Source organism: Kiloniella spongiae, from assembly GCF_001026905.1.
In the GTDB taxonomy this organism is placed as follows: domain Bacteria; phylum Pseudomonadota; class Alphaproteobacteria; order Kiloniellales; family Kiloniellaceae; genus Kiloniella; species Kiloniella spongiae.
The window spans coordinates 37,473-62,575 of sequence record NZ_LAQL01000010.1 but is presented as its reverse complement, the minus strand read 5'-3'; the positions used below and the strand labels follow the sequence as shown (position 1 = coordinate 62,575).

19 protein-coding genes are annotated in these 25,103 nt (G+C 44.6%); 15 read left to right on the top strand and 4 right to left on the bottom strand.

All coding sequences use genetic code 11. The annotated features are described in order from the left end of the window. Positions 1 to 53 precede the first annotated feature (53 nt). The 3 genes from WH96_RS15440 to WH96_RS15430 form a co-directional block, all read right to left on the bottom strand. The gene (locus WH96_RS15440) at positions 54 to 1,073 is read right to left on the bottom strand and encodes a fumarylacetoacetate hydrolase family protein (protein ID WP_047765109.1); all 1,020 of its coding nucleotides are present in this window, start codon (positions 1,071 to 1,073) and stop codon (positions 54 to 56) included. Between the two features lie 36 nt (positions 1,074 to 1,109). Further along, positions 1,110 to 1,646, bottom strand: coding sequence for a VOC family protein (locus WH96_RS15435; RefSeq protein WP_047765108.1), 537 nt, complete (start codon positions 1,644 to 1,646; stop codon positions 1,110 to 1,112). A 277-nt stretch (positions 1,647 to 1,923) separates the two neighbouring features. Further along, complete coding sequence (locus tag WH96_RS15430) at positions 1,924 to 2,898, bottom strand: GlxA family transcriptional regulator (protein WP_047765107.1); 975 nt, start codon at positions 2,896 to 2,898, stop codon at positions 1,924 to 1,926. 205 nt (positions 2,899 to 3,103) lie between these two features. Between WH96_RS15430 and WH96_RS15425 the strand changes: the two genes are divergently transcribed. The 6 genes from WH96_RS15425 (at position 3,104) to WH96_RS15400 (ending at position 11,592) form a co-directional block, all read left to right on the top strand. Then, positions 3,104 to 3,997, top strand: coding sequence for a BKACE family enzyme (locus tag WH96_RS15425; RefSeq protein WP_047765106.1), 894 nt, complete (start codon positions 3,104 to 3,106; stop codon positions 3,995 to 3,997). Between the two features lie 44 nt (positions 3,998 to 4,041). Beyond that, positions 4,042 to 5,535, top strand: coding sequence for a carnitine 3-dehydrogenase (locus tag WH96_RS15420; protein ID WP_047765105.1), 1,494 nt, complete (start codon positions 4,042 to 4,044; stop codon positions 5,533 to 5,535). Positions 5,536 to 5,743: 208 nt separating this feature from the next. Further along, positions 5,744 to 6,904, top strand: coding sequence for an acyl-CoA dehydrogenase family protein (locus WH96_RS15415; protein WP_047765104.1), 1,161 nt, complete (start codon positions 5,744 to 5,746; stop codon positions 6,902 to 6,904). A gap of 32 nt (positions 6,905 to 6,936) precedes the next feature. Then, positions 6,937 to 9,015 (top strand): acetate--CoA ligase family protein, encoded by a 2,079-nt coding sequence (locus tag WH96_RS15410; protein ID WP_047765220.1) that lies wholly within the window; start codon positions 6,937 to 6,939, stop codon positions 9,013 to 9,015. After that, positions 9,015 to 9,797 carry a carnitinyl-CoA dehydratase gene (locus WH96_RS15405; RefSeq protein ID WP_047765103.1) on the top strand — a complete coding sequence of 261 codons (783 nt, stop codon included), beginning with the start codon at positions 9,015 to 9,017 and terminating at the stop codon, positions 9,795 to 9,797. The genes WH96_RS15410 and WH96_RS15405 overlap by 1 nt, the downstream gene beginning before the upstream one ends. A gap of 169 nt (positions 9,798 to 9,966) precedes the next feature. Next, positions 9,967 to 11,592, top strand: coding sequence for a GMC family oxidoreductase (locus WH96_RS15400; RefSeq protein WP_047765102.1), 1,626 nt, complete (start codon positions 9,967 to 9,969; stop codon positions 11,590 to 11,592). Between the two features lie 26 nt (positions 11,593 to 11,618). On the opposite strand, the gene WH96_RS15395 is transcribed toward WH96_RS15400, so the two are convergent. After that, the gene (locus tag WH96_RS15395) at positions 11,619 to 12,521 is read right to left on the bottom strand and encodes a LysR substrate-binding domain-containing protein (protein ID WP_047765101.1); all 903 of its coding nucleotides are present in this window, start codon (positions 12,519 to 12,521) and stop codon (positions 11,619 to 11,621) included. 118 nt (positions 12,522 to 12,639) lie between these two features. On the opposite strand from WH96_RS15395, the gene WH96_RS15390 reads away from it, so the two are divergent. The 9 genes from WH96_RS15390 to WH96_RS15350 all read left to right on the top strand — a co-directional run bounded on the left by WH96_RS15390 (position 12,640) and on the right by WH96_RS15350 (position 25,073). Beyond that, the gene (locus tag WH96_RS15390; RefSeq protein WP_047765100.1) at positions 12,640 to 13,749 is read left to right on the top strand and encodes a mandelate racemase/muconate lactonizing enzyme family protein; all 1,110 of its coding nucleotides are present in this window, start codon (positions 12,640 to 12,642) and stop codon (positions 13,747 to 13,749) included. Between the two features lie 59 nt (positions 13,750 to 13,808). After that, positions 13,809 to 15,302, top strand: a complete 1,494-nt coding sequence (locus WH96_RS15385; RefSeq protein WP_047765099.1) for an aldehyde dehydrogenase family protein — start codon at positions 13,809 to 13,811, stop codon at positions 15,300 to 15,302. A gap of 475 nt (positions 15,303 to 15,777) precedes the next feature. Further along, positions 15,778 to 17,364, top strand: a complete 1,587-nt coding sequence (locus WH96_RS15380) for an ABC transporter substrate-binding protein (protein WP_047765098.1) — start codon at positions 15,778 to 15,780, stop codon at positions 17,362 to 17,364. Between the two features lie 10 nt (positions 17,365 to 17,374). Then, complete coding sequence (locus WH96_RS15375) at positions 17,375 to 18,334, top strand: ABC transporter permease (protein ID WP_047765097.1); 960 nt, start codon at positions 17,375 to 17,377, stop codon at positions 18,332 to 18,334. A 12-nt stretch (positions 18,335 to 18,346) separates the two neighbouring features. Beyond that, the gene (locus WH96_RS15370) at positions 18,347 to 19,168 is read left to right on the top strand and encodes an ABC transporter permease (RefSeq protein WP_047765096.1); all 822 of its coding nucleotides are present in this window, start codon (positions 18,347 to 18,349) and stop codon (positions 19,166 to 19,168) included. Continuing rightward, a complete protein-coding gene (locus WH96_RS15365; RefSeq protein ID WP_047765095.1) occupies positions 19,168 to 20,802 on the top strand; it encodes an ABC transporter ATP-binding protein in 1,635 nt (544 codons plus the stop codon). Before WH96_RS15370 ends, WH96_RS15365 begins: the two co-directional genes overlap by 1 nt. A gap of 68 nt (positions 20,803 to 20,870) precedes the next feature. Next, positions 20,871 to 21,710 (top strand): alkaline phosphatase family protein, encoded by an 840-nt coding sequence (locus WH96_RS15360; RefSeq protein ID WP_047765094.1) that lies wholly within the window; start codon positions 20,871 to 20,873, stop codon positions 21,708 to 21,710. A gap of 115 nt (positions 21,711 to 21,825) precedes the next feature. Continuing rightward, complete coding sequence (locus WH96_RS15355; RefSeq protein WP_047765093.1) at positions 21,826 to 23,889, top strand: CocE/NonD family hydrolase; 2,064 nt, start codon at positions 21,826 to 21,828, stop codon at positions 23,887 to 23,889. 158 nt (positions 23,890 to 24,047) lie between these two features. Continuing rightward, entirely contained in the window at positions 24,048 to 25,073 is a 1,026-nt protein-coding gene (locus tag WH96_RS15350) for a TRAP transporter substrate-binding protein (protein WP_047765092.1), read from the top strand. Positions 25,074 to 25,103: the final 30 nt, after the last annotated feature.

The following is a 25,103-nucleotide window of genomic DNA, read 5'->3' as shown; positions in this document are numbered from 1 at the left end:
ATTTGGAAAAGAGGTTTCAATAAATTATCATTGATGACATGATAAAGCATTCATTACGAGATAGAATATTCTACAACTTTTTGATTAATTTTCCCAAAGATTGATTGGCCTTCTTTGTCCAGCATTTCAATCGAAATGGTATCGCCAAACTTCATAAAGGGAGTTTGAGGAGATCCTGAATTAATTGTTTCAATCATGCGAACTTCTGCAATACAGGAATAGCCAACACCACCATCGTTCACATGTTTACCGGGGCCACCATCCAGTTTGTTGGAAACGGTTCCGGAACCAACAATTGTACCAGCTCCTAGTGGGCGCGTTTTTGCCGCATGAGAAACGATCGTTGGAAAATCAAACGTCATATCTTCGCCAGCTTCTGGTTTTCCGAAAAGTTCACCGTTTAGTGCCGAGAGTAGGGGCAGATGAATCTTGCCGTTTTTCCATGCTGATCCTAGTTCGTCAGGTGTTATGGTGACAGGGGAAAAGGCACTGGACGGTTTGGATTGAAAAAAGCCGAAGCCTTTTGCCAGTTCTGCCGGAATTAACCCGCGCAATGAGACATCGTTGACCAGCATCAAAAGCTTGATGTGATCTGCTGCTTTTTTAGGGGATGTACCCATGGGCATGTCATCTGTAATCACAGCTATCTCTGCTTCAAAATCAATGCCCCAACTTTCTGATCCCAAAGCAATATCGTCCCTTGGACCAATAAAGCTGTCCGACCCCCCTTGATACATCAAGGGATCTGTCCAAAAACTATCCGGTAGTTCGGCTCCTCTTGCTTTTCTGACTAGTTCAACATGATTTACATAAGCAGAACCGTCTGCCCACTGGTAAGACCGTGGAAGAGGGGATGCGCATGCAGGTTCTTCAAAATCAAAACTATCTGTCAGATTACCACTATTGAGAGATTGATAGAGTGCTTCCAATTGAGAGTAGGTATTGTTCCAATCGTCCAATGCTGATTGCAAGGTTGGGGCAATTGCCGTGGCCTTAACGCACTTTTTCAAGTCGCGACTGACAACAACAAGCTCACCATCTCTGGTGCCATTTTTATAGGTAGCGAGTTTCATTTTATAAACCGTAGTTTTTAAGCTATTAATCGTAACTTATGAGGAAAGTTCTTTTTGATGCATCCAATCAGCGTGCGTTGGGGCTTTTTTGGTTTTGGACCATTCTTCAAGCATCTGCCATTTGACGTCGTCGAGCTTTTTGCTCATATCCGGTGTTGCCGTATTAACGGCCAATTCAATGCGATGACCACTTGGGTCAAAAAAGTATATTGATTGAAAAAGAGTGTGATCCGTTGGTCCTAATACATCAATGCCGTCCGCTTCGAGTTTGCTTTTAACGCTCAGCATTTCGTCCATTGTCGCTACGGATAGTGCTAAGTGCTGTACCCATTCAGGTGTATTGGGGTCTTTGCCCATTGGCGGAGAATTGGGGATTTCGAAAAAGGCCAGAATGGATCCTTTCCCCGCATCCAGAAAGATATGCATATAAGGATCAGGGGCTTTTGTCGAAGGGACTTCGTTTTCAGCGATTGCGAGAATAAAATCCATATTGAGGTATTTACCATACCATTCAACAGTTTCTTTCGCATCTTTACATCGATAGGCGACGTGGTGGATTTGTTCTATTTTCATGTCTAAGCCTCGCATTATTCTTTGCATTGTTTCTGGACATTCTTCTGGATAGTTCTGAAAACTTACCCGCAAATTCACTGTGAAAATAAGAGGGGTAACACCTCTATTTTCTCAATCCTGTATCATGATATATAATATTAGTTGCAAATGAAACTAATGCAAGTTTAAACGAATGAAGAAGAAATTTTAGTCGTTAGAAACAGTAAATAAATTTATTTGGTGATTAGATAATTCATATAAATGTCAAATGCTTATATGTATTATGTTAATCACGTTATTAAGATACGATACGCCGGCTTGTTTTAGGTGCTTGGCCAAAACGATTGCGATAACTCCGGGCAAATGATGTTGCAGAGTTAAAGCCGCATCGAATAGCAATGTCGAGGATGGATAGATCGGTTTGCTTCAACAATCTCTGTGCTATATCCAGTCGATGGTTCCTGTAATAGTTTGCTGGCGATGTCTTTAGATGCTTCTTGAAAAGTCGCTCAAGCTCTCTGACAGTAGAGCCAATCTGTTCTGCGAGCTCTGTAATCAGCAATGGCGTTTCTATGGTTGCTTCCATCGTTTCAATTGCTTTGGTCAGGACTTTATTATTCCGGATCTGTGGGTTGTTGGAAATCAGTCGTTGTGGGTTGTTTCCTTCGCGAAACCTTTGATAAATAAATATATCTGCGACATCCGTAGATAGCTTTAAACCGTGTTGAACCCTGATGAGTTGTAACATCATGTCCAGGCTGGTTGTGCCGCCGCCTGATGTAAATCTGTTCCGGTCAACAATATAGAGATCCAATTCAGCCTGTATATTAGGGTAGGTCTCGGTAAAGCTCTCAAAGTTTTCCCAGTGAACGGTTGCTTTGTAGCCATCAAGAAGGCCGGCCTTGGCAAGGATTTCGCTCCCTGCATCCATGCCACCAAATTCAGTGCCTTTAGAGCGCAGTCTTCGTAGAATTGCGGCGAGTTGTTTTGTATTGCTCTCTTCCACATCATAACTGGCGCAAATGATCAAGACAGGAATGTTGTCATCCAGCGCAATTTCAGCATCAACATTAATGTCCATACCGTTACTGGCGCGTACGGTCGAGCCATGAATGGAATATAGTTTCCATTCATATATTTTTTCACCAACTTTAAAATTGGCAGCGCGCAAGGGTTCCAATGCTGATGAGAAGCAAAGCATGGAAAAACCGGGCACAAGCAAAAAAGCAATTTTTTGAGGTTTCGATACTGCTTCTTTTCCAAATAGATACATCTTGTAGTTCTCATATTTCAGATATGATGTTTGGTAAAATGTTTCATAATTAGTGCAAAATGTAAATTGGGAAAAAGAAACCGACTTAAACTGAGGGAAAAGAAAAGAGGCCATCACTGGGCTATCACTGAACCATGACCGAGATAGCATAACCGGGATAGATAGGGTGGCTCGAAAAAGGGAGTTACCCAAAGAGGGAATTATTATGAATAGTGAAGTTATTATCACCTGTCCTGTAACAGGGTCAGGTATAAAAAAAGATCGGCATACAAATGTACCGGTAACACCGGAAGAAATCTCTGATGCTGCGATTGAGGCCGCTTTAGCTGGGGCTGCGATTGCCCACTTGCATGTTAGAAACCCCGATACTGGTCAAGCCAGTAACGATCTGGAACTCTATCAGGAAACCGTCGGACTTCTGCGCGACAAAATGAAGACAAAAGGCGTGGATGTTGTCATCAATATTACTGCCGGTATGGGCGGAGAATTTGTGCCAGACGCAACAAACCCCAATGTTGGTGGACCGGGAACGGATATGCTCAGTCCTATTGACCGTCTCAAACATATTGATGCTATACGCCCCGAAATTTGTACCTTTGACTGTGGGTCATTGAATTTCAGCGACTATGCCTACGTTTCGACGCCGGATATGTTACGCGAAATGGCTGCTATTATTCAAAAGATGGGGGTGAAGCCTGAAATCGAAGCTTTTGAATTTGGCCATATCTGGATGGCAAAGCAGTTAATGTCAGAAGGTCTGATTGATGCACCGCCTCTGTTTCAGCTTTGCTTAGGGATTCCTTTTGCGGCAGAAGCAAATGGCGAAACCATGCTTGCGATGCGCAATATGCTTCCCGATGGGGCAAACTGGGGTGCTTTTGGGGTTGGGCCTGCTCAAATGGCAATGGCTGCACAGTCCGTAATTTTTGGCGGACATGTTCGCGTAGGTCTGGAAGATAACCTCTATCTGGAGCGAGGTGTCCTTGCGACCAACGGTCAACTGGTGTGCAGAGCCAAGGAAATCATTGAGCGGATGGGGGCAAAAACGCTTACGGCTGAAGAAGCCCGTAAGAAATTCAATGCCGTCAAACAGTCTTAAAATAATAATTACGAGACAAATAAATTAGAACAGGGTGTTGCAAAATGGCACGTGAAATCAGAACTGTTGCTGTCGTTGGGGCTGGTGTTATTGGGGCCGGGTGGGCTGCGCGATGTCTCCACCGAGGCATTGATGTTGTTGTGACGGATGTCTCAGCCGATGCTGAACGCGGCTTGAGGGAAGTTGTGTCCAATGCCGAACCAGCTTTGAACCAGCTTAGTCTCGCCCCCCGTAAGGAAAAGGGCACACTTTCTTTTACGACAAGCCTCGCCGAAGCTGTTTCAAAAGCTGATTTTGTTCAGGAAAATGCGCCTGAACGGGAAGATCTGAAAAGAAATCTTTTAGCGGAAATAAGCAAACATGCCGCCCCGGATGTTATTATTGCCTCCAGCTCTTCTGGATTGCTTCCGACCATCATTCAGGCTGACTGCACCCATCCGGAACGTGTCCTAATCGGACATCCTTTCAATCCTGTTTACCTCTTGCCATTGGTTGAGGTTCTTGGAGGTGAAAAAACCGGACCACAATTTATTGAAGACGCGATGGCGTTTTATAGCTCAATCGGGATGAAGCCCCTGAAGGTTCGTAAGGAAATTGAAGGTTATATTTCTGACCGACTTCAAGAAGCCTTATGGCGCGAAGCCTTGCACATGGTTGCTGATGGTGTTGCAACGACAGATGAAATTGACCAGGCGGTAATATATGGGCCAGGCCTGCGCTGGGCTTTTATGGGAACCTGTCTTACATTCCATCTGGCTGGTGGAGAACAGGGGATGCGCCATATGCTGGAACAGTTTGGTCCAGCACTGGAATTGCCTTGGACAAAGTTAAAAGCACCGGAACTGACGGACCAACTTATCGATCGCATGGTAGAAGGTACGCAACAACAAGCAGATGGTTATTCTATCCGGGATCTCGAACAACTACGAGATAACTGTCTTGTTTCTATTATGCAGTCCTTGCGTAGTTTTAACTATGCGTCAGGGAACGTACTCAAGGAAGATGACGAACGGCAATACGAGCAAACATCAGGATCTACAGAATGGGCTGATGGGGATGATTTGAGCCGACCGCTGGATCTTCATGGGGACAAGGTTCACCCTGAGTGGGTTGATTATAATAATCACATGACTGAATCCCGGTACTTGCAAGTTTTTGGTGATGCCTCTGATGCTCTGTTTCGTTATGTCGGTGTAAATGCTGAATACCATGCGAATGGAAATTCTTATTATACGGTCGAAACGCATATCAATAACATTCTTGAAGTTGCGGCTCATGAACCTTTACGGGTGACAACGCAATTACTTGGTCTGGATGATAAGCGTCTTCATTTTTACCATCGAATGTACAACTCAAAAGATAACAGTTTGCTCGCAACAGCAGAGCAAATGGTCCTGCATGTTGATATGAAGGCTGGGAAAGCCTGTCCCGCGAAACCTGAAATACTGAATGTTTTAGGGAAAATACTGGATGCACATAAAAAATTGCCGGCGCCAGAACGCCTGAGCAGGCAAATGATGGTGCCGCCACCAAAGTAATAGCTATATCGCTGGCGGGTTTTATTTTTGCCTGCAAAACCCGCCAACACTTTAGTATCAGATACCTGTGTCGTCATGACACTCGGAAGTGATGACATTTACTCTGTGTTGAGTTTTAACGCGGAAATTCCTGTTAGCGTCCTGATTTAAAAGGCAAAAAATTCATAAACTATAGATCAGGAACGGTTAAGTCTTAGGGAGAAGTGATATGGATTTTGGTATTTCGCAAGAACAGCAAATGGTTGTTGATACCGTTCGGGATTTTGTTGAAAAAGAACTCTACCCCCATGAAAATACAGTCGAGGAATTGGGGTATGTTCCTCCTGAACTAACCCAGGAAATACGTCAAAAAGTTCTGAATTTGGGCTTTTATGCCGCAAATATCCCGGAAGAGTTCGGAGGCGGTGGACTGGATTATGTCACCATGTCCTTACTTGAAAGAGAGTTGGGGCGTGCTTCCCAGGCATTGAGTGTTATTTTTGGGCGACCTTCTAATATTCTTTGCGGTTGTAAAGGCGAGCAGGTTGAAAAATATCTTATGCCAGCGATCCGTGGGGAAAAGATTGACTGTATTGCCATGACCGAACCTGATGCAGGGTCTGATGTAAGATCCATGAAAGCATCGGCTGTCAAAGACGGGGACGACTGGATCTTAAATGGCACGAAACATTTTATTACCCATGCTGATGAAGCTGACTTTGCCATTGTTTTTATCGCAACGGGTGAAGAAGAAACTCCCCGGGGGAAAAAGAAACAAATTACCTGTTTCCTTGTTGATCGCGGAACCCCCGGTTTTGAAATTCGAGAAGGCTATAAATGTGTATCACATCGGGGATACAATAATTCCATTCTCAACTTTGATAACTGTCGCATTCCTGCTACGCAAATCCTAGGGGAAGCAGGCAGAGGCTTTGATGAAGCCAATACATGGTTAGGAGCCACACGGTTGACTGTGGCGGCTATGTCTGTCGGGCGGGCACAGCGCTGTTTTGATTTAGCTGTTAATTGGGCTGCAGAGCGAAAACAGTTTGGGCAGGCGATTGGTAAGTTCCAAGGTGTATCCTTTAAGTTGGCTGATATGGCGACTGATATTCAGGCTGCAGAGTACTTGACCATGGGGGCCGCCTGGAAACTTGATAAGGGTCTCTCCGCAGATCAGGACATTGCCATGGCAAAAGTTCATGCGACAGAAATGTTGGCCAGAGTAACCGATGAAAGTCTTCAGATCTTTGGCGGCATGGGTTTAATGACTGAACTTCCGATTGAACGCTTTTGGCGAGATGCCCGGGTTGAGCGGATTTGGGACGGAACCAGTGAAATTCAACGCCATATCATTTCGCGGGGTTTACTTCGACCTCTGGGTGCGTGATTGAGCGTGTCATTGATCTGGGAAGTTTAGCAATGTCCAAAACGACAAACATAAAACGCCTGCTTTGCCCCCAAAACATAGCCGTTGTTGGTGGCGCGGAGGCAGCTGAAGTCATCCGGCAAAGTCGTAAAACGGGTTTTAAGGGCGAAATCTGGGCCGTTAATGCACGAAGAAGCGAAATTGAGGGGGTGAAGTGTGTTGCATCGGTAAATGATCTGCCAACTGCACCTGATGCCGCTTTCGTCGCGATCCCTCGTGAGCCAGCGATATCTGTGATTAAAGATCTGGAGAAGATGGGTGCAGGCGGCGTAATTTGCTATGCTTCTGGCTTTTCCGAGACATCTGACGGGCAGGGCTATCATCGAGATCTCATGAACAGTGTTGGCGATTTGGCTTTAGTTGGTCCGAATTGCTACGGTATCCTAAATTATTTGGACGGGGCTGCCCTGTGGCCGGATCATCATGGTGGGCAGCATGTCGATAAGGGTGTTGCGATCATTACCCAAAGCGGAAATATCGGTATAAGTCTAACGATGCAGGAAAGATCCCTGCCTGTCTCTTACATGATATCTGTCGGAAACCAGTCCGTGTTATCTATACCGGATTACATTGATGCGCTTTGTGATGATGATCGAGTGACGGCGATAGGCCTTCATATGGAAGGTGTTGATGATATCTCTGGTTTTTGTCGTGCTGTTAATAAGGCCAGAAGTAAGGGCATACCGGTAGTTGCCTTAAAATCAGGTGGGTCTGACATTGGGGCTGAAATTGCCCTAAGCCATACGTCAACCTTGGCCGGGTCTGATGAACTTTATTCCGCCTTGTTTCAACGTATAGGTATCGCTCGCGTTCGTACGCTTAGCGAGATGATCGAAACCCTAAAGTTACTTCATGTTGCGGGACCTCTTTCGGGTAATAATATATCTTCTCTTAGTTGTTCCGGGGGGGATGCAGCTTTGATTGCTGATTTTGGCAGTCAACTCGGATTAAAATTCAAGCCGATCCCCGATGTTCAGGCATCGCAGTTGCAAAAGCAACTTGGAGACAAGGTTTCTATATCAAACCCCTTTGATTACCACACCTATATCTGGGGGAATATCGAAGAAAAAACCAACTGTTTTACACGTGTTATGCAGGGGAAATATGACATCAGCCTTTTGGTTCTGGATTATCCCAAGAGTGATTTAAGCGAAGCCCACGAGTGGGATATTGCACTTGACGCCATGATTGCAGCACAGAAAAACTCTGGTTATCAAGCGGCTGTTCTTGCCACACTTCCGGAAAACCTTCCGGAAAAAGCACGATCCACTCTAATCAGAAACAACGTCGTACCTCTACAAGGCGTCGAAGATGGTCTAAAAGCAATTTCATCCGCCGCATGGATAAATGCCAGATGGAAGGAGCTTGCGAATAATAACGTATCTTCTACTGTCAGGAAATTCTCAGAGGTCGAAAATGAAATTGTTTTACTTGATGAAACCCAGGCAAAGTCAATTCTAAAAGAACACGGACTTCCAATACCCAGAAGTGAAACGGTTGCGATTTCAGAAGCTGGTTTTACTGCGGAACGAATTGGGTTTCCTGTTGTCGTTAAAGCAGTAAGTGCCGATCTTGCTCACAAGACAGAAGCCGGGGGCGTGACTTTAAACTTACAAAATGCTGAGGCGGTAACATCAGCAGCAGAAAGAATGGCGTACCTGTCAGACAAGGTTCTTGTTGAAAGCATGATTACGGATGTTGTTGCCGAAGTTATTATTGGGGTGACAAGAGATCCTCAGTTCGGGCTGTCCCTTGTCATCGGTTCTGGCGGTGTCTGGGTTGAACTGTTGCAGGATTCAACACCATTACTGTTGCCGGTTTCCCGTGATGATATTCACAGTTCTTTGAAAAAACTCAAGCTTTACAAGTTATTGGAAGGCTACCGTGGCCAACCTGCTGGTGATATTGATGCGTTGATTGATACGATCTTATCGGTTGCAGATTTTGCCTTTGATAATGAAAGTAAACTTGCTGAAATGGATTTAAACCCCGTTATGGTGCTTCCAAAAGGAAAAGGCGTTGTTATAGCAGATGCCATGATCCGTATATCTTCAGAAGAAAGAGTGAATTGATGTCAGATGTTGTAAAAGTTGAGAGACGAGGGGCTATTCTGGAAGTGACACTGGATCGCCCAAAAGCAAACGCTATTGATGCCGAAACAAGTAAGATAATGGGAAGGGTTTTTTGCGATTTTCGTGATGACCCCGACCTTCGTGTCGCTATTTTAACTGGTGGCGGAGAAAGATTTTTTTCTGCCGGATGGGATCTGGTTGCCAGTAGCGAAGGCGAGGCCCCTGATACTGACTATGGTCCAGGAGGATTTGCGGGAATAACAGAACTCCATGATTGCTATAAGCCAATTATTGCTGCTGTAAATGGAATGGCTGTTGGCGGAGGTTTTGAGCTTGCTCTCGCTGCTGATTTTATTATTGCAGCAGATCATGCACAATTTTTCCTTCCAGAAGCAAAGGTTGGACTTATCGCTGATGCAGCATCATTCCGCCTTCCTAAAAGACTTCCCAGGGCAGTTGCCATGGAACTTCTTTTAACTGGGCGGCGCATGGATGCCAATGAAGCAGCACAATGGGGGCTGGTAAATAAAGTTGTTGGTGCTGAAGACCTCATGTCGGCTGCCAGAGAATTCGCGGAACAAATATTAGAAGCGGCGCCTCTGTCTGTTATGGCTGTCAAAGAAGTCTTGCAAAAAACATCAGATCTTGATGATGAATCTTGTTATAGAGATATGCGTTCCGGGAAGTGGCACTACTACGAAAAGATGCTGCACAGCGAAGACTCTAAAGAGGGATCGCTTGCTTTTGTTGAAAAAAGATCTCCAATCTGGAAAGGTGAATAAGTTATTTATATCAATACTATAGTTATTTTTTAACAAATCACCATGCCTCTAGCGACAAATAAAACAATGCCTTTGTTGATTTAGGCAAAATATAGTTTGAAATGCCTGAAATTTTACTCATAAATGAAAAACAAATTCATTTTGGAACGTACTTTTCAGGTTTTGAGCCATGGGTAAAGAAAAGCAGTCTTTTGACTATATCATTGTTGGTGCAGGTTCTGCAGGCTGTGTTTTAGCTAATCGCCTAAGTGAAAGCGGCAAATATTCTGTTTTGATTCTTGAGGCCGGGGGAAGCGATAAACGCTTTTGGGTGCAGGTCCCAATTGGCTATGGAAAGACTTACTATCAAAAAGCCGTCAACTGGATGTACCTGACCGAGGCTGATACAGGTACAGCAAACAGGCAAAGTTATTGGCCGCGCGGAAAGGTCCTGGGTGGGTCAAGCTCTATTAACGCCATGGTATATATCCGAGGTCATCAAAAGGATTACGATGATTGGGCCGCGCTTGGAAATCCGGGGTGGAGCTATCGGGATGTCCTGCCCTATTTTAAGAAATCTGAAGTTAATCAATTGGGTGATGATGGCTATCGTGGTACAGACGGGCCGATGCATATTTCTGACGTCTCAAAGGATTTACACCCTCTCTGTCAAAACTTCATCAAATCAGGGCAAGAGCTAGGTCTTGCTTATAACGAAAACTTCAATGGTGCTGAACAGGAAGGCATCGGTCTTTATCAGACAACAACGCGAAACGGCTTTCGTGAGTCTGCAGCCAAAGCATTTCTACATCCGGCTTTAAAGCGTAAAAACCTTAAACTCATCACTCATGCCCATGTTTCAAAAGTTCTTTTTAAGGGTAAGAAAGCTGTCGGTGTTGAGTATGCCCGCAAAGGGAAAACTTCCGCTGTTACAGCTATAAAAGAAGTGATTTTGAGTGGTGGTTCCATCAATAGTCCTCAGTTGCTGCAGTTGTCAGGGATTGGTCCCAAGGAATTGCTTGATGAGCATAATATACCCGTTGTCGTGGATAACCCGGCAGTGGGGCAGAACTTACAAGATCATATCGGAATGGATTATCTCTATTCCTGCACAGTTCCGAGCCTGAATGATGAATTGCACTCTTGGTGGGGCAAGTTGGTTGCCGGGCTGAAATATGTCCTGTTCCGCCGCGGTCCTCTTAGTCTGAGTATCAATCAGGGAGGGGGCTTTATTAAAACCAGCCCGGATTTGGAACAGCCCAACATACAGCTATACTTTTCGCCCGTTAGTTACACACGCGCCCCTGCGGGAACACGTCCTATGCTTAATCCAGACCCGTTTTCTGCCTTTCAGTTGGGTTTAACAAACTGTCGTCCAACGTCACGTGGGGAAATCAAAATCAAATCGAACGATCCTTTTGAACCACCAATGATAAAGCCCAATTACCTCTCTACGGACGAAGATGTCGCTGAGATGTTGGAAGGCGTAAAGTATCTAAGGAAACTGGCTGAAACCAAAGCCTTTAAAGATATTATCATTGAAGAATTTCGTCCTGGGAAAGATTGTAAAACGGATGAAGAGTTAATCGCCGATATTCGTGGTTATGCCTGGACCTGTTTTCATCCTTCTGGGTCCTGTAGAATGGGGCCTGATCCGAAAAAATTCGTTGTTGATCATAAACTGAAAGTTCACGGTATCGACGGCCTTCGCGTGATTGATGCATCAATCTTTCCGAATGTGCCATCTGGAAACACCAATGCAGCCGCCATTATGGTTGGAGAAAAAGGGGCTGATCTTGTCCTAAGTGATGTTTGATTGCTGATTTCGGAGAGCTTCTGTTATTACTGTTCTATCTGAACTTGATCCAATAACCAATTCCGAAACAACAAACTTTCAGGTTTAGAACTTTCATCTTTAATAGGTGTTAGCAGATAGTGAGAATCATCGTAATCGAAATCTTGTTCAACAACTCTTATTAACTTTCCGCTGTCCAGATCTGGTTGGGCATGGGCTTTCAATACGAGGGATACACAAGCCCCTGATGATGCCAATTGTACAGAATTGAGAGAGGTATCGACTGTAATGTTTACCTCTAGATCTGCCCCTTTCAAGTGAGTGTCGAGGATTTTTTGCCAACGTCCTTCACAGCCCATAATCCTGACGCAGCTAAGGTGGTTGATAAGTGATTTATCCCCTGTCTTAATGGACTGTTTGAGAAGCCTGACGTTTTCAGGTGTGGCCACCAAAACTGAAGGTTCAGTGTGGATTTTTTGACTATGAAACCCCGGCCAATTGCCGTGTCCGCTGCGAATATCAATATCGATGTTGTCGTGGTCGAGTGACTCTGTCCAAATCGCTGTATGTAATCTGATATTGATATCAGGATACTTGGTGAGGAAATCCTTTAACCTTGGTGTGAGCCAGGAAACAGAAAAGGCAACGGTACAAAGAATATTGATGGTTTGCTTGCCCTTGGTGCCAAAAAGCCCGGTTGTTGAAACGGATATATCCTCGAACGCACGTCGCACTGCCGGCAGATAGGCTCGCCCTTTGTCGGTTAATTTTAAACTCCGGGCAAGTCGCTCAAACAATAGAAAATCCAGCTCCTTTTCTAGGGATCTGACTTGATGGCTAACGGCTGCTGGAGTGAGGTTGAGTTCTTTGGCTGCTGTGGTGAAATTATTATAACGGGCGGCGGCTTCGAATGCGCGCAACCAGTTTAGAGGGGGGAGTTGATAGGCCATATGAGTACGACTTATTAGCTTCAAATAAAATGATGTCTTAGGCGAATAATACTTCGTTTGCTTTTATCTGCAAGCTTGGACAATAGTACGCAATAAATTTTTTTGAGTGAGATCGACCTTGAAAATAGCGAGCATTGAAACCTTTACCAATGAATATGTCGGCTTTGTTCGGGTGCGAACAGTTGAAGGTGATGAAGGTTGGGGGCAAGTTTCCACTTATAATGCCGATATAACATCCCAAATCGTGCACAGACATATTGCGCCGCATACCCTTGGGCAGGATGCTTCTGATCTCAGAGCTTTGACGCAAACGGTGTTGGAGCGCGAACACAAGTTTCCAGGAAGTTATCTCTATCGCGCCCTTTGCGGCGTGGATACGGCCCTTTGGGATATTCACGGCAAGAGAGCAGGGAAAAGCGTTGCCAGTTTGTTGGGAAGCACACGCACAAAATTTCCGGTTTATGCCTCAAGTATGCGGCGCGATATTACCCCGGAAGAAGAGGCAGAAAGGTTTGTCGCCCTTAAAGAAGAATTTGGCTATAAGTCTTTTAAATTCAGGGTAGGACGCGAATGTGGTCACGATGTTGATCAATGGCCGGGCAGAACAGAAGATATCGTAAAAAGAGTGCGGGAAACCCTTGGTGATGACGTTACTCTTTTAGTTGATGCAAACAGCTCTTACACACCGCAAAAAGCCATTGAAGTCGGGCATCTGTTACAGGATTACGGCATTAGCCACTTTGAAGAACCGTGTCCTTATTGGGAACTGGACTGGACAAAACAGGTAAAAGATGCCCTTGATCTTGATGTGTCTGGTGGTGAACAAGATAACAACATGGTTGTCTGGAACCAGATAATTCAAAACAGAGTTGTTGATATCGTACAGCCTGATATTTGCTATATGGGCGGCATTACGCGAAGTTTGGATGTGGCGAAATTGGCTGAAGAGGCAGGAATTCCTTGCACCTTACATTGTGCAAACCTGTCCCTCGTGACCTTGTTTTCCGCCCATTTTATGGCGGCAATTAACAATCCGGGCAAATATCTAGAATTTTCAATTGAGGGGCTGGATTATTATCCATGGCAAGCAGGTTTGTTTAAGCCTGGATACGAAATAGTGGATGGCGATCTCATACTTTCGGATAAACCGGGATGGGGTATTGAGATTGATCCTCAGTGGCTGGCCAATGCTGATTATCATGTCAGCTATAACGCTTCGCGTTTTTAATAAATGCTCACAATACAAAATATTAGAAAATAGAAACGATAAGGTCTTTAGGTGTGATTATGGCAAAGACAACAGACGTACTGGTCAGTGAATATTTCCAAACAGGTACATTACAGGGCTTGCCAAATAAGCTGTTTATCAATGGCGAGTGGGTAACAGCTTCGACAACTGAAACGATTGAAAGTAAAGATCCTGGAAATGGGAAGGTGTTTGCATCGGTCAGTGCTGGGCAGGCTGAAGATATTGATAAAGCTGTCAAAGCTGCCCGAGCTGCTTTTTTTGACGTCTGGCGGGATATGAAACCGAGCAAACGCGGTCTCATACTATTCAAAGCTGCTGATATACTGGAACAAAAAGCTGATTATTTCGCCGTTGTCGAAGCTCTTGATTCCGGTAAACCACTGGATGAAGCGAAGGGGGACGTTGCAAGTTCTGTTGGCACCCTAAGGTATTATGCTGGGTGCGCAGATAAAATACAGGGTGATACCTTTCCTCTAGGGGATGGCGTTTTCTCTTTTTCAAGTGTGGAGGCTGTTGGTGTTACTGCACATATTATTCCCTGGAACTATCCTCTTGCCACAACAATCAGAGGTGTTGCCCCAGCTTTGGCCGCGGGTTGCACCGCTGTTGTAAAGCCTGCTGAGCAAACACCGTTAACCGCATTACTATTGGCTGATATCTTTGTCGAAGCAGGTCTTCCCAAAGGAGTTTATAACGTTGTTACTGGAGCGGGGGCAGCAGCTGGAAGTCCGCTCGTCAATCATCCGAAGGTTCAGCATATTACTTTTACGGGGTCGGTAGGTACCGGAACATTGGTAATGGAAGCTGCTGCCAAGAATATAAACAGTGTGACATTGGAGCTTGGCGGGAAATCACCAATTGTTGCGCTTGCAGATTGCGATCTGGAAAAAACAGCAGAGGGTGTTCTCTGGGCGATCTATTATAATGCCGGTCAAATTTGTTCGGCAGGCTCTCGATTGGTCGTAGAAAGAACAATTCATCGTGAATTAATTGATAAGATTGTTGAGAAAACCTCACAATTAAAAGCTGGTCACGCACTCACTAATCCAAACTACGGTGCCATCAATTCGCTGGAACAATTAGAGAAAATAGATGGCTTTGTGGAGCGCGCCAGAACGCGGGGAATAACTGTTGTTTGCGGTGGAGAGCGTGTAAAGACAGAAGAAGCCGGAGATGGCTGGTTCTATGCGCCGACGATTATGGATGATGTACCTATGGATGACGAACTGGTTCAAGACGAGATTTTTGGTCCGGTGTTAACGGTCCAGGTTGTCGATAATATTGACGAAGCTATTGAGGCGGCAAACTGTACTGATTTTGCCCTTGCCGCAGGTGTCTATACGCAAAACATTACTCATGCACTTAAGCTGTCTAAAGCAATCGATTCCGGACAGGTAACAGTAAACGATTATTGGGCTGGCGGCATTGAGGTTCCATTTGGTGGAAATAAATCATCTGGTATAGGTCGCGAAAAGGGAGTTGAAGCCCTTCGTAATTACGTAACAACGAAAGCGATTACGATGACCTTTTAATTTAACTTTATGGTCAAAAAACATTAATTGATTCGGTTGTGGTTCTTGGATTTATTTCGTGAATTGGTGGTTCTTGATTGGTGAGTAAAAATAACTTGATTGAAATTTATCCTAAACCGACGTTAAGATGTGGTTTTTTGATTAAAAGTTGACGTTTTTTGGATGGAAAGTCGCTGCCGGTGATGTTGTTGTCTTTAATGCGACAAAGTTATGAGTAGTTGAATCTATTCAAAATCAAGATTCTGAAAAACAGAATCAAAGTTGGAGGTGCATATAAGTAATTATTTTTTTAACCTAAAAGTACGCGGTTTCATCTCTTTATTTAATTTCTAAGAGACTATTTGGGTACAAATTACAGAGGTTAAAAATAATTAAACCTTATAATCAGTTGAATCATATGATAAAATAAAAGCGATAAAACGCTTATATGGTTCTCACCTTATAAAGATAAATACAAACAGGGAGTAGAATAGGAATGACACAACATATTAATTATCTGGCAAAGCTTGCCGCTCAGGGGAAATTAGGTCGCCGTGAGTTTTTGGGTAAAGCTGCTGCTGTGGGTGTCTCTACGGCTGCTGCGGGAAGCCTGCTATCCAGCGCAGCAATGGCTGAAGGTCCTAAAAAAGGTGGAACACTAATAGCTGGTCTTGGTGGTGGTGAAAGTACAAATAGTCTTGATCCCGCAACTTTCCTCACACAAGTTTCTCACGATTTTGGTAAGTGTTGGGGCGAAACTCTGGTTGAGGTTTCTCGTATCGGTGAGGTTGAATACCGACTTGCAGAAAGCATTGAGCCATCAGCTGATGCAAAAACATGGCACTTTACAATTCGCAAAGGCGTCGAATTTCATAATGGCAAAACAGTAACAGCCCAAGATGTGCTTAAAACGATGCAACGCCATTCTGGTGAAGATACAAAGTCTGGCGCTTTAGGGGTTATGCGCGGTATTAAGTCCATGAAAGCGGAAGGTGATGTTTTTTCTGTTACCTTGGAAACAGCCAATGCCGATCTACCTTATTTGATGTCAGATTACCATTTAATCATTCAACCTGATGGTGGTATGGACGCTCCGGATGCTGGTATTGGTTCTGGCCCATATAAAGTAGCTGTTGATGAACCTGGTGTACGTCATGTTGGTGAGCGTAATCCTAATTATTGGGATTCATCTCGCGGCCATGCTGATCAGATTGAAATTGTTGTTTTAAATGATGCAACAGCGAGAACTGCTGCTCTTCAAGGTGGACAGGTTCACATGATTAATCGTGTGGAGCCAAAGGTTGCTGATCTTCTGGAACGTGTTCCCGGGCTTCAGGTCAAAAGTGTTTCCGGCCGTGGTCACTATGTCTTCCTGATGCATTGTAATACTGCGCCTTTCGATAACAACGATCTGCGCCTTGCAATGAAATATGCTATTGATCGTGAAGAAATGGTTGATAAAATCCTTCGCGGCTACGGTTCAGTTGGTAACGACATGCCAATCAATGGTGGCTATCCGCTGTTCTCTGAAGATATTGAGCAACGCACTTTTGATCCAGATAAGGCAAAGTTCCATTTTAAAAAATCAGGTCACGATGGACCTGTTCTGCTTCGGACAGCTGGTACTGCGTTCGCTGGTGCTGTCGATGCTGCTCAGCTATTCCAGCAATCTGCTGCGAAATGCGGCATTACACTGGATGTTAAGCGCGAGCCGGATGATGGATACTGGACTGAAGTCTGGAACCAACAGCCATTCTCTGCTTCTTACTGGGGTGGTGCACGTCCAGTCCAAGATCAAATGTATTCTACAGCTTATCTTTCAACTGCAGACTGGAATGATACGCGTTTCTTCCGTCCGGACTTTGATAAGCTTTTGATTGAAGCACGTGGTGAACTTGATCAAGCAAAACGTATTGCACTCTATAGAGAGATGGGTGTGATGGTTCGTGACGAAGGCGGTGTGATTGTACCTATGTTCAATGATTTTATTGCTGCTGTTAGCGATAAAGTTGCTGGATACCAAGACGATCCTAGCGGTGAAATGATGAATGGTTTCGCCCTCGCAAAAACTTGGTTAGCGTAATCGGCGACCCATGGGACATCCCATTCTGAACCTGGTGGCTCAACGCATAGCGTTGGGCCTCCTTCTCCTCTTTCTGGCATCGGGGTTGATTTTTATCGGAACCCAGATTTTGCCAGGAGATGTCGCACAATCTATTCTCGGCCAGTCTGCAACACCGGAAGCTGTTGCCAATCTGCGTAAAGAACTTGGCCTGAATGATCCGGCCTATGTCCGTTATTTCAAGTGGCTGTCGGGTGTTTTACAGGGAGATCTTGGTACTGCGCTCTCAAACGGCAAATCTATTGCCGAAGGTATTTCCACACGACTTAAAAATACACTGTTTTTAGCGAGCTGGGCCGCGGCTTTATCTGTTCCATTAGCTGTTGTACTCGGATTATTGGCTGTTCAGTATCGTAACCGTTGGCCTGATAAACTGATATCCGGCATATCTCTTGCGTCTATTTCTTTACCAGAATTTTTTATCGGTTATCTGCTCATTTATTTCGTTTCAGTGCAATTGGGTTGGTTCCCTTCCGTTGCCATTTTAAACGAAACAATGAGTTTGGGCGAAAAGCTAAACGCAATTACCCTGCCTGTCGTGGTTCTGACAATGGTTGTTCTTGCGCACATGATGCGCATGACCCGAGCTGCGATTTTGAATGTCATGCAATCTGCTTATATCGAAACGGCTGAATTAAAAGGCCTTAATCCTTTTACCGTTATCAGAAAGCATGCTTTTCCGAATGCTATTGCTCCTATTGTTAATGTTGTGATGATTAATCTTGCCTATCTCGTTGTCGGGGTTGTGATTGTTGAAGTTATCTTTGTTTATCCAGGGATGGGGCAATATCTGGTTGACCACGTTTCCAAACGTGATGTGCCCGTTGTTCAGGCATGTGCCTTGATTTTTGCCAGTGTTTATATCTCATTAAACATCATTGCAGACATTGTATCGATCGTGGCAAACCCACGTTTGAGACATCCGAAATAGGGGATAGTATAAATGAACTTTAAACGTATTCCCCTGAGCGCACTTGTTGGCATTATTGCGACAGGTGGCTTTCTCTTTGTAGCGATCTTTGCCCCGGCACTAGCCCCTTATGGTATGGCAGAGATTGTTGGTGATGTCTGGGAGCCTGCATCAGATAAATTCCTGCTTGGAACAGATAATGTCGGTCGCGATCTTCTGACCCGCATGATGTACGGCGCGCGTATTACAATCTTTATCGCTGGCGCTGCGACAATATTTTCCTTTGTTATGGGATCTGTTTTAGGCTTTACCGCTGCTGTCACTGGTGGTTGGTTTGATATGATTTTGTCGCGTTTTGTTGACCTCTTGATGTCAATTCCAACTTTAATTTTTGCCTTGGTTGTTCTATCCGTCTTGCCTGGTAATCTTGTGACATTAATTGTCGTTATGGGGGTTTTGGATAGCACCCGTGTTTATAGACTGTCTCGTGCTGTAGCCGTTGATATTAATGTTATGGATTATGTCGAAGCGGCCAGATTACGTGGCGAAGGTACGCGTTGGATTGTCTTTAGGGAAATCCTGCCTAACGCTTTATCTCCTTTGGTTGCCGAATTTGGCCTAAGATTTATCTTTGCGGTTCTTTTCCTGTCTTCCTTGTCCTTCCTGGGGCTTGGTATTCAACCTCCGGAAGCAGATTGGGGTGGCATGGTGAAAGAAAATAAAGAAGGTATTATCTTTGGTATTCCTGCTGCGCTTATTCCTGCCTTTGCAATTGCTGTTCTGGCAATTTCAGTAAATCTAGTTGCGGATTGGATCCTCAATAGAACGAGTGATCTGAAAGGAGGGCGCGGATAATGTCTGATAATCTTCTTGAAATTAAGAACCTGAAAATCGGTGCAACCGTCTATCCTCCGGGCGAAAAACCTCAGGATATCACTATTGTTCATGATGTATCTCTTAACCTGAAAAAAGGTCAGGTTATGGGACTTATTGGCGAAAGTGGTGCTGGTAAATCGACTATTGGCCTTTCGTCCATGAGTTATGGCCGGGGCGGTGTCGAGATTACCGGTGGTGAAGTTTTCGTCAATGGACGAGATATCCTTAAAATTCAGGCGCATGGTTTAAGAGAGCTGCGGGGCAGGGAAGTAACCTACGTTTCCCAGTCTGCAGCTGCTTCTTTTAATCCAGCCATGCGTTTGATGGATCAGGTGGTTGAAACCACGCTGTTACACGGACTTTCAAGCAAAACACAAGCTGAAGAACGCGCGATTGAACTTTTCAGATCTCTGGGACTTCCCGATCCGGAAAACATTGGTAATCGCTACCCGCACCAGGTATCCGGTGGGCAATTACAGCGTGTCATGACCGCGATGGCTCTCTGTCCTAAGCCAGATCTTATTGTTTTTGACGAACCGACCACAGCACTTGATGTGACAACACAGATTGATGTTTTGGCCGCGATTAAAAAGGCAATAAGAGATACAGGTGTTGCTGCGCTGTATATTACCCATGATTTGGCTGTTGTCGCACAGGTTTCTGATGAAATCTTGGTTTTGCGTCACGGTAATATGGTGGAACATGGAACGGTTCAACAGATTATCGAAGAACCAAAGGAAGCCTATACCCAAGAATTGGTGAAAGCTCATTCGATCACCCATGAAGAGAAGAAACCAACTGACAACCCTATTCTTCGTGTGGAGAATATCACGGCATCTTATGCAGGAACGATTAAAGTTCTAAAAGACGTTTCCGTGGATATTCATGCAGGTCAAACATTGGCTGTTGTTGGTGAATCCGGTTCGGGTAAATCAACACTGGCGCGTGTGATAACGGGGCTTTTGCCGCCGAGTGAAGGGCGTATCATCTTTGATGGTAAAGAACTAACACCAGCGCTTCCTAATCGAAGTCTTGATGATCTTCGTGAACTTCAGATGATTTACCAGATGGCTGATGTTGCAATGAATCCGCGCCAGACTGTCGGGCAAATTATTGGTCGTCCACTGGAACTCTATTTCGGGATGAAGGGAGCTGAAAAGCGCAAACGGATTATTGAACTTCTTGACGAAATTGAAATGGGTGAAAAGTTTATCGACCGTTACCCCGCAGAACTTTCCGGTGGTCAGAAACAACGTGTTTGTATTGCGCGTTCGTTAGCGGCAAAACCCAAGTTGATTATTTGTGACGAGGTTACATCTGCGCTCGATCCGTTGGTTGCGGATGGCATTTTGAAGCTTTTGCTTGATTTGCAAAAGATTGAAAATGTTGCTTATCTCTTTATCACTCACGATCTTGCGACAGTGAAATCAATATCTGATTCCATTGCTGTTATGTACCTTGGGGAATTGGTGAGATACGGAACCAAGTCAGAAGTTCTTTCGCCACCGTTTGATGATTACACAGACCTTCTGCTTTCCTCTGTACCTGAAATGAAACTGGGTTGGTTGGAAGAAGTTCTAGCACATCGAAAAATGGAAAGTGCCGGCAACTAGCCGGCACTTGTATCGATTGTCAATACATGAAAATTGGCTAATATCAGTGCTGTTTGGGAGATTATCTCTTGGCTCTTAAAAATAAAGTGTTGTTGATCATCTTGGATGGTCAACCTTGGAGAGATGCACGTCGTTATATGGGGAACCTGGAAGGTTGGGTTCAATCCGGCGAAGCCCGTGTTTGGAAAATGCGTGCAGTGTTACCGTCAACATCTGCATCATGTTATGCCTCAATTCATACAGGCGTAACACCGCAACAACATCATGTTGTGTCCAATGAGTCTATTTTCCGTGTGAAACAGGCTGATATTTTTAGTCAGGTTCGGGCTGCGGGTGGAAAAACAGGTGCTGTCACGCATTCGTTTTGGTCTGAATTCTTTAATCGCGCACCTTTTGATATGGTTCGTGATATTGAATATGACGAAGAGGATAGCCCGATCAATCATGGTCGTTTTCATACCATGACGGGTTATGGACACAAAAATCAGATGACTCCGTCAGATGCGGATTTATTTGCCACCCTGACAATGTTGACGGAACGTCACAAAATTGACTACGGCATCCTTCATACATGTACCCTGGATTCCATGGGGCACAGGTTTGGACATGATTGCGGTGAAATGGATAATGCCTGCTTTGCTATTGATGCGATGCTTGCACATTTCCTGCCACGATGGATAAAAAATGGTTACGAAGTCATCGTAACAGCCGATCATGGTCAGTCCGACCGCGGACACCACGGTGGTCGGGGGGAAGATCAACAAGATGTTGCGCTGTATTGGTTCGGCGGCGGCGATGGACCTAAAGAAGGTGTCCTGCTTGATCAATTGCAACTTGCCCCAACGATCCTTTCGAGAATGGGCGCCCCGATTGCAAATACAATGAAGGCCGAGCCTTTCTTAAAATAAGCCGATCATAGTGTCAGGTTTTTAATTTGTAACTGGGTGCGAAAACTTTTGATAAGATCTTCGCACCCAGTTTTTTAAGCTGTTCATTTTTCAGATATTGCTTTTCAGGTGTAATATGGCAACAAACTTCCAACCCCAATCAAATATCACCCAACATGATGGATTTTGTGTTTGGGAGAATATCTGGATACCGCTTAAGGATGGTCGCCAGCTATCTGCACGTATCTGGATGCCTGATATGGTTCAGAACGAAGAAGGGAAAATAACACCTGTTCCCGCGATATTTGAGTATCTTCCCTATCGAAAGCGTGATGGAACAGCACAACGGGATGAGAGTACCTATCCCGTTTTTGCCTGCGCAGGATATGCAGGGGTGCGTGTCGATATATCAGGCACAGGTGAATCTGACGGTGTTTTTGATGATGAATATTCTCCTCGGGAACTTTCTGACGGGGTCGAAGCAATTAACTGGATAGCAGAACAGCCCTGGTGTAACGGAAAGCTCGGCATGATGGGAATATCCTGGGGAGGCTTTAATGCCTTGCAAATCGCTACCCTGCGACCAGAGCCTCTAAAGGCCGTTATATCAATTGGCTCAACCGTAGATCGTTATAACGCAGATATTCACTATAAAAGCGGCTGTCATCTGAATTCAAACCTGTCTTGGTCTGGAGTGATGCAATGTTTTGCAAACCGCCCGCCTGATCCTGCTCTGGTTGGTGATAGATGGCGGGATATGTGGCTTGAACGGTTAGAGGGTGCAAATCTTATTCTGGATGAATGGTTATCTCATCAACGCTATGACGATTTTTGGAAGCATGGTTCTATTGAGCAGGATTACGATGCGTTGGAAATTCCAAGCTTAGTAATATCCGGTTGGGCGGATGCCTATAAAAATGCCCCCCCAAAAGCCGCAGAAAATATGCCAGGTCTTGCCAAGGCGATTAATGGTCCCTGGGTACATAAGTATCCGCATTTTGCCTATCCTCACCCCAGATCGGATTTTCATCAGGAAGCCTTGCGTTGGTGGGGTCGTTGGTTGTGTGATGAGATGAATGATGCAGAAAAATTACCAGCCTATCGGGCATATATCTCAGAAAATGTGAGGCCATCCCTTTGGCGAGAACATGAAGAGGGGAGATGGGTAGCCGAAGACGTTTGGCCATCAAATAGCATTAGGCCTCAAAAACTATACTTAAATGCCGACCACAGCCTTTCTGAAACCAGCAATGCTGGTGGTCGATTATCTATCTGTTCCCCCGAAGATACAGGTATTGCATGTGGAGAAGTCTTTGCCCTTGCCCCCGATACGGAAACGCCGAGAGATCAACGTATTGATGATGGTGGCTCATTGGTATTCGAGACGGACCTTCTAAATGATGCAATCGAGATTTTGGGCCAACCTACACTTTCATTAAATGTGGCAATTGATGCACCACTTGGAAATCTGGCCGTTCGACTGATTGATGTTCATCCCGACGGTGTTTCTCACCGTGTGTGTTTCGGTGTTTTAAATCTTGCGCATAGACACAGTAATGAAACACCGGAAGAAATGGTTCCGGGGTTGGCAGAAGATATCACTATTACACTAGATCATATTGGCTATCGTTTTTTACCCGGTCACCGGATCAGAGTGTCATTATCGACAGCTTATTGGCCATTGATTATACCATCCCCGTATCATGTAACAGCCTCTATTGCTCTAGATAAAAAAGCTTTTCTTTCTTTGCCTGTCAGAGCAACAGGCAATCAGATGGTTGTCGATGATGAAATCCACATGCCGGAACCTGAAGATACAAACCCGTTACCTGCCTACAAAGAGATAACACCATCTAAAACGGAACGTCGGGTTGAAAAAGATCTTTCTGGTAACCTAACCCATTACATTACCGAAGACGATACAGGGACGACAGAAATCCCGAACCATGCGTTACGAGTCAGACACACAAGCTTGGTTAAGTGGTCAATAAATCCTGATACGCCTTTGGGGGCACAAGCGAGCTCAAAGTGGTGTTGTTATATGTCCCGTGAGGATTGGTCAATCAAGCTGGAAACCGAGGTTTCGATGGTTTTAAATGCAGACAACTTTGATCTTTTTGGAAAAATGACTGCTTACGAAAATGATAAAGAGATTTTTGCTCGCGATTATCAGCAATCTATTCCCAGAGACTGTATGTAAACCCAATGATCATATGTAGTGAAGTGGCAATATAACATCAAAGACTTACAAGAATAGCTTGCAGTATAGTTTCATATGAAACTATACTCGTTCCGCACATAAATAATTTTAAGATCTGTATCTAAACAGAAATAAAAAAAGAGCGGGAAGGTTAGAGGATGAAGCGTACTCTCATAGCACTGACAACAGTTGCAAGTATTGCATTAACAGCTATTTTTTCAAATGCTATCGGGGCAGAAATCGAATTAAAACTTAGTCATTTTTTACCATCGTCTCATCCGACGCAAACGCAATTTCTTGAACCTTGGGCAAAAGAACTAGAAGAACGGAGTGGTGGACAGGTCAAGGTAACAATCTTTCCTGCCGGATCTGCCTTTGGACATGTTGCAAAGCAATATGATCAAGTAAAAGCAGGCGTTGTTGATATTTCTCACGGCCTGACAGGTTTCCCTCGTGGTCGTTTGCCACGTACGTTGATTATGGATCTACCCTTTTTGGCAAAATCATCAGATGCAGCATCCAGAACGCTATGGGATTTGTATCCGACCTATCTTGCCGAAGAATATAAAGGGCTAAAGGTTCTTGCTTTACATGCTCATAATCCCGGCCTTATTCATACCCGGGGCAAACAAGTTAAAACCATGGATGATCTTGCCGGATTACGCGTGCGTGCGCCTTCGGCAGCAACATCCATGATGCTCAAGCAACTGGGGGCGACACCGATTGGTCTTCCGCCCACGCAGGTTTATGAAAATCTGCAAAAAGGTGTAATCGACGGTACGATTTTTCCTTATGACGGGGTTCATGGCTTTAAGCTTGCCGAGGTTCTGGATTATCATCTTGATGCGAAGGCTTACACAACAAGTTTTTATTTCATCATGAACGAGAAAAAGTATAACGCGCTACCGCAAGACATTAAAACAATTATCGATGATATGTCTGGTGCAGCTCTGGTCGCTAAGTTTGGTCCATGGTGGAATAATTGGGATAAACCCGGATTGGAAGACATCCAGAAAAAAGGAAGTCCTGTTGTTGTTCTTGATGACAACCAAAGGGAAGAGTGGCGTCGTGCATTGGAACCGACCACAGCCAATTATCTAAAAAGTTTGGAAGAATCTGGTGTTGATAATGCAAAAGAAATTTATGATGCTGCGGTAAAATCTATCGCGAAATACGAACAATAATTTTACTTAAAATGGTCGTTCTAATCTATT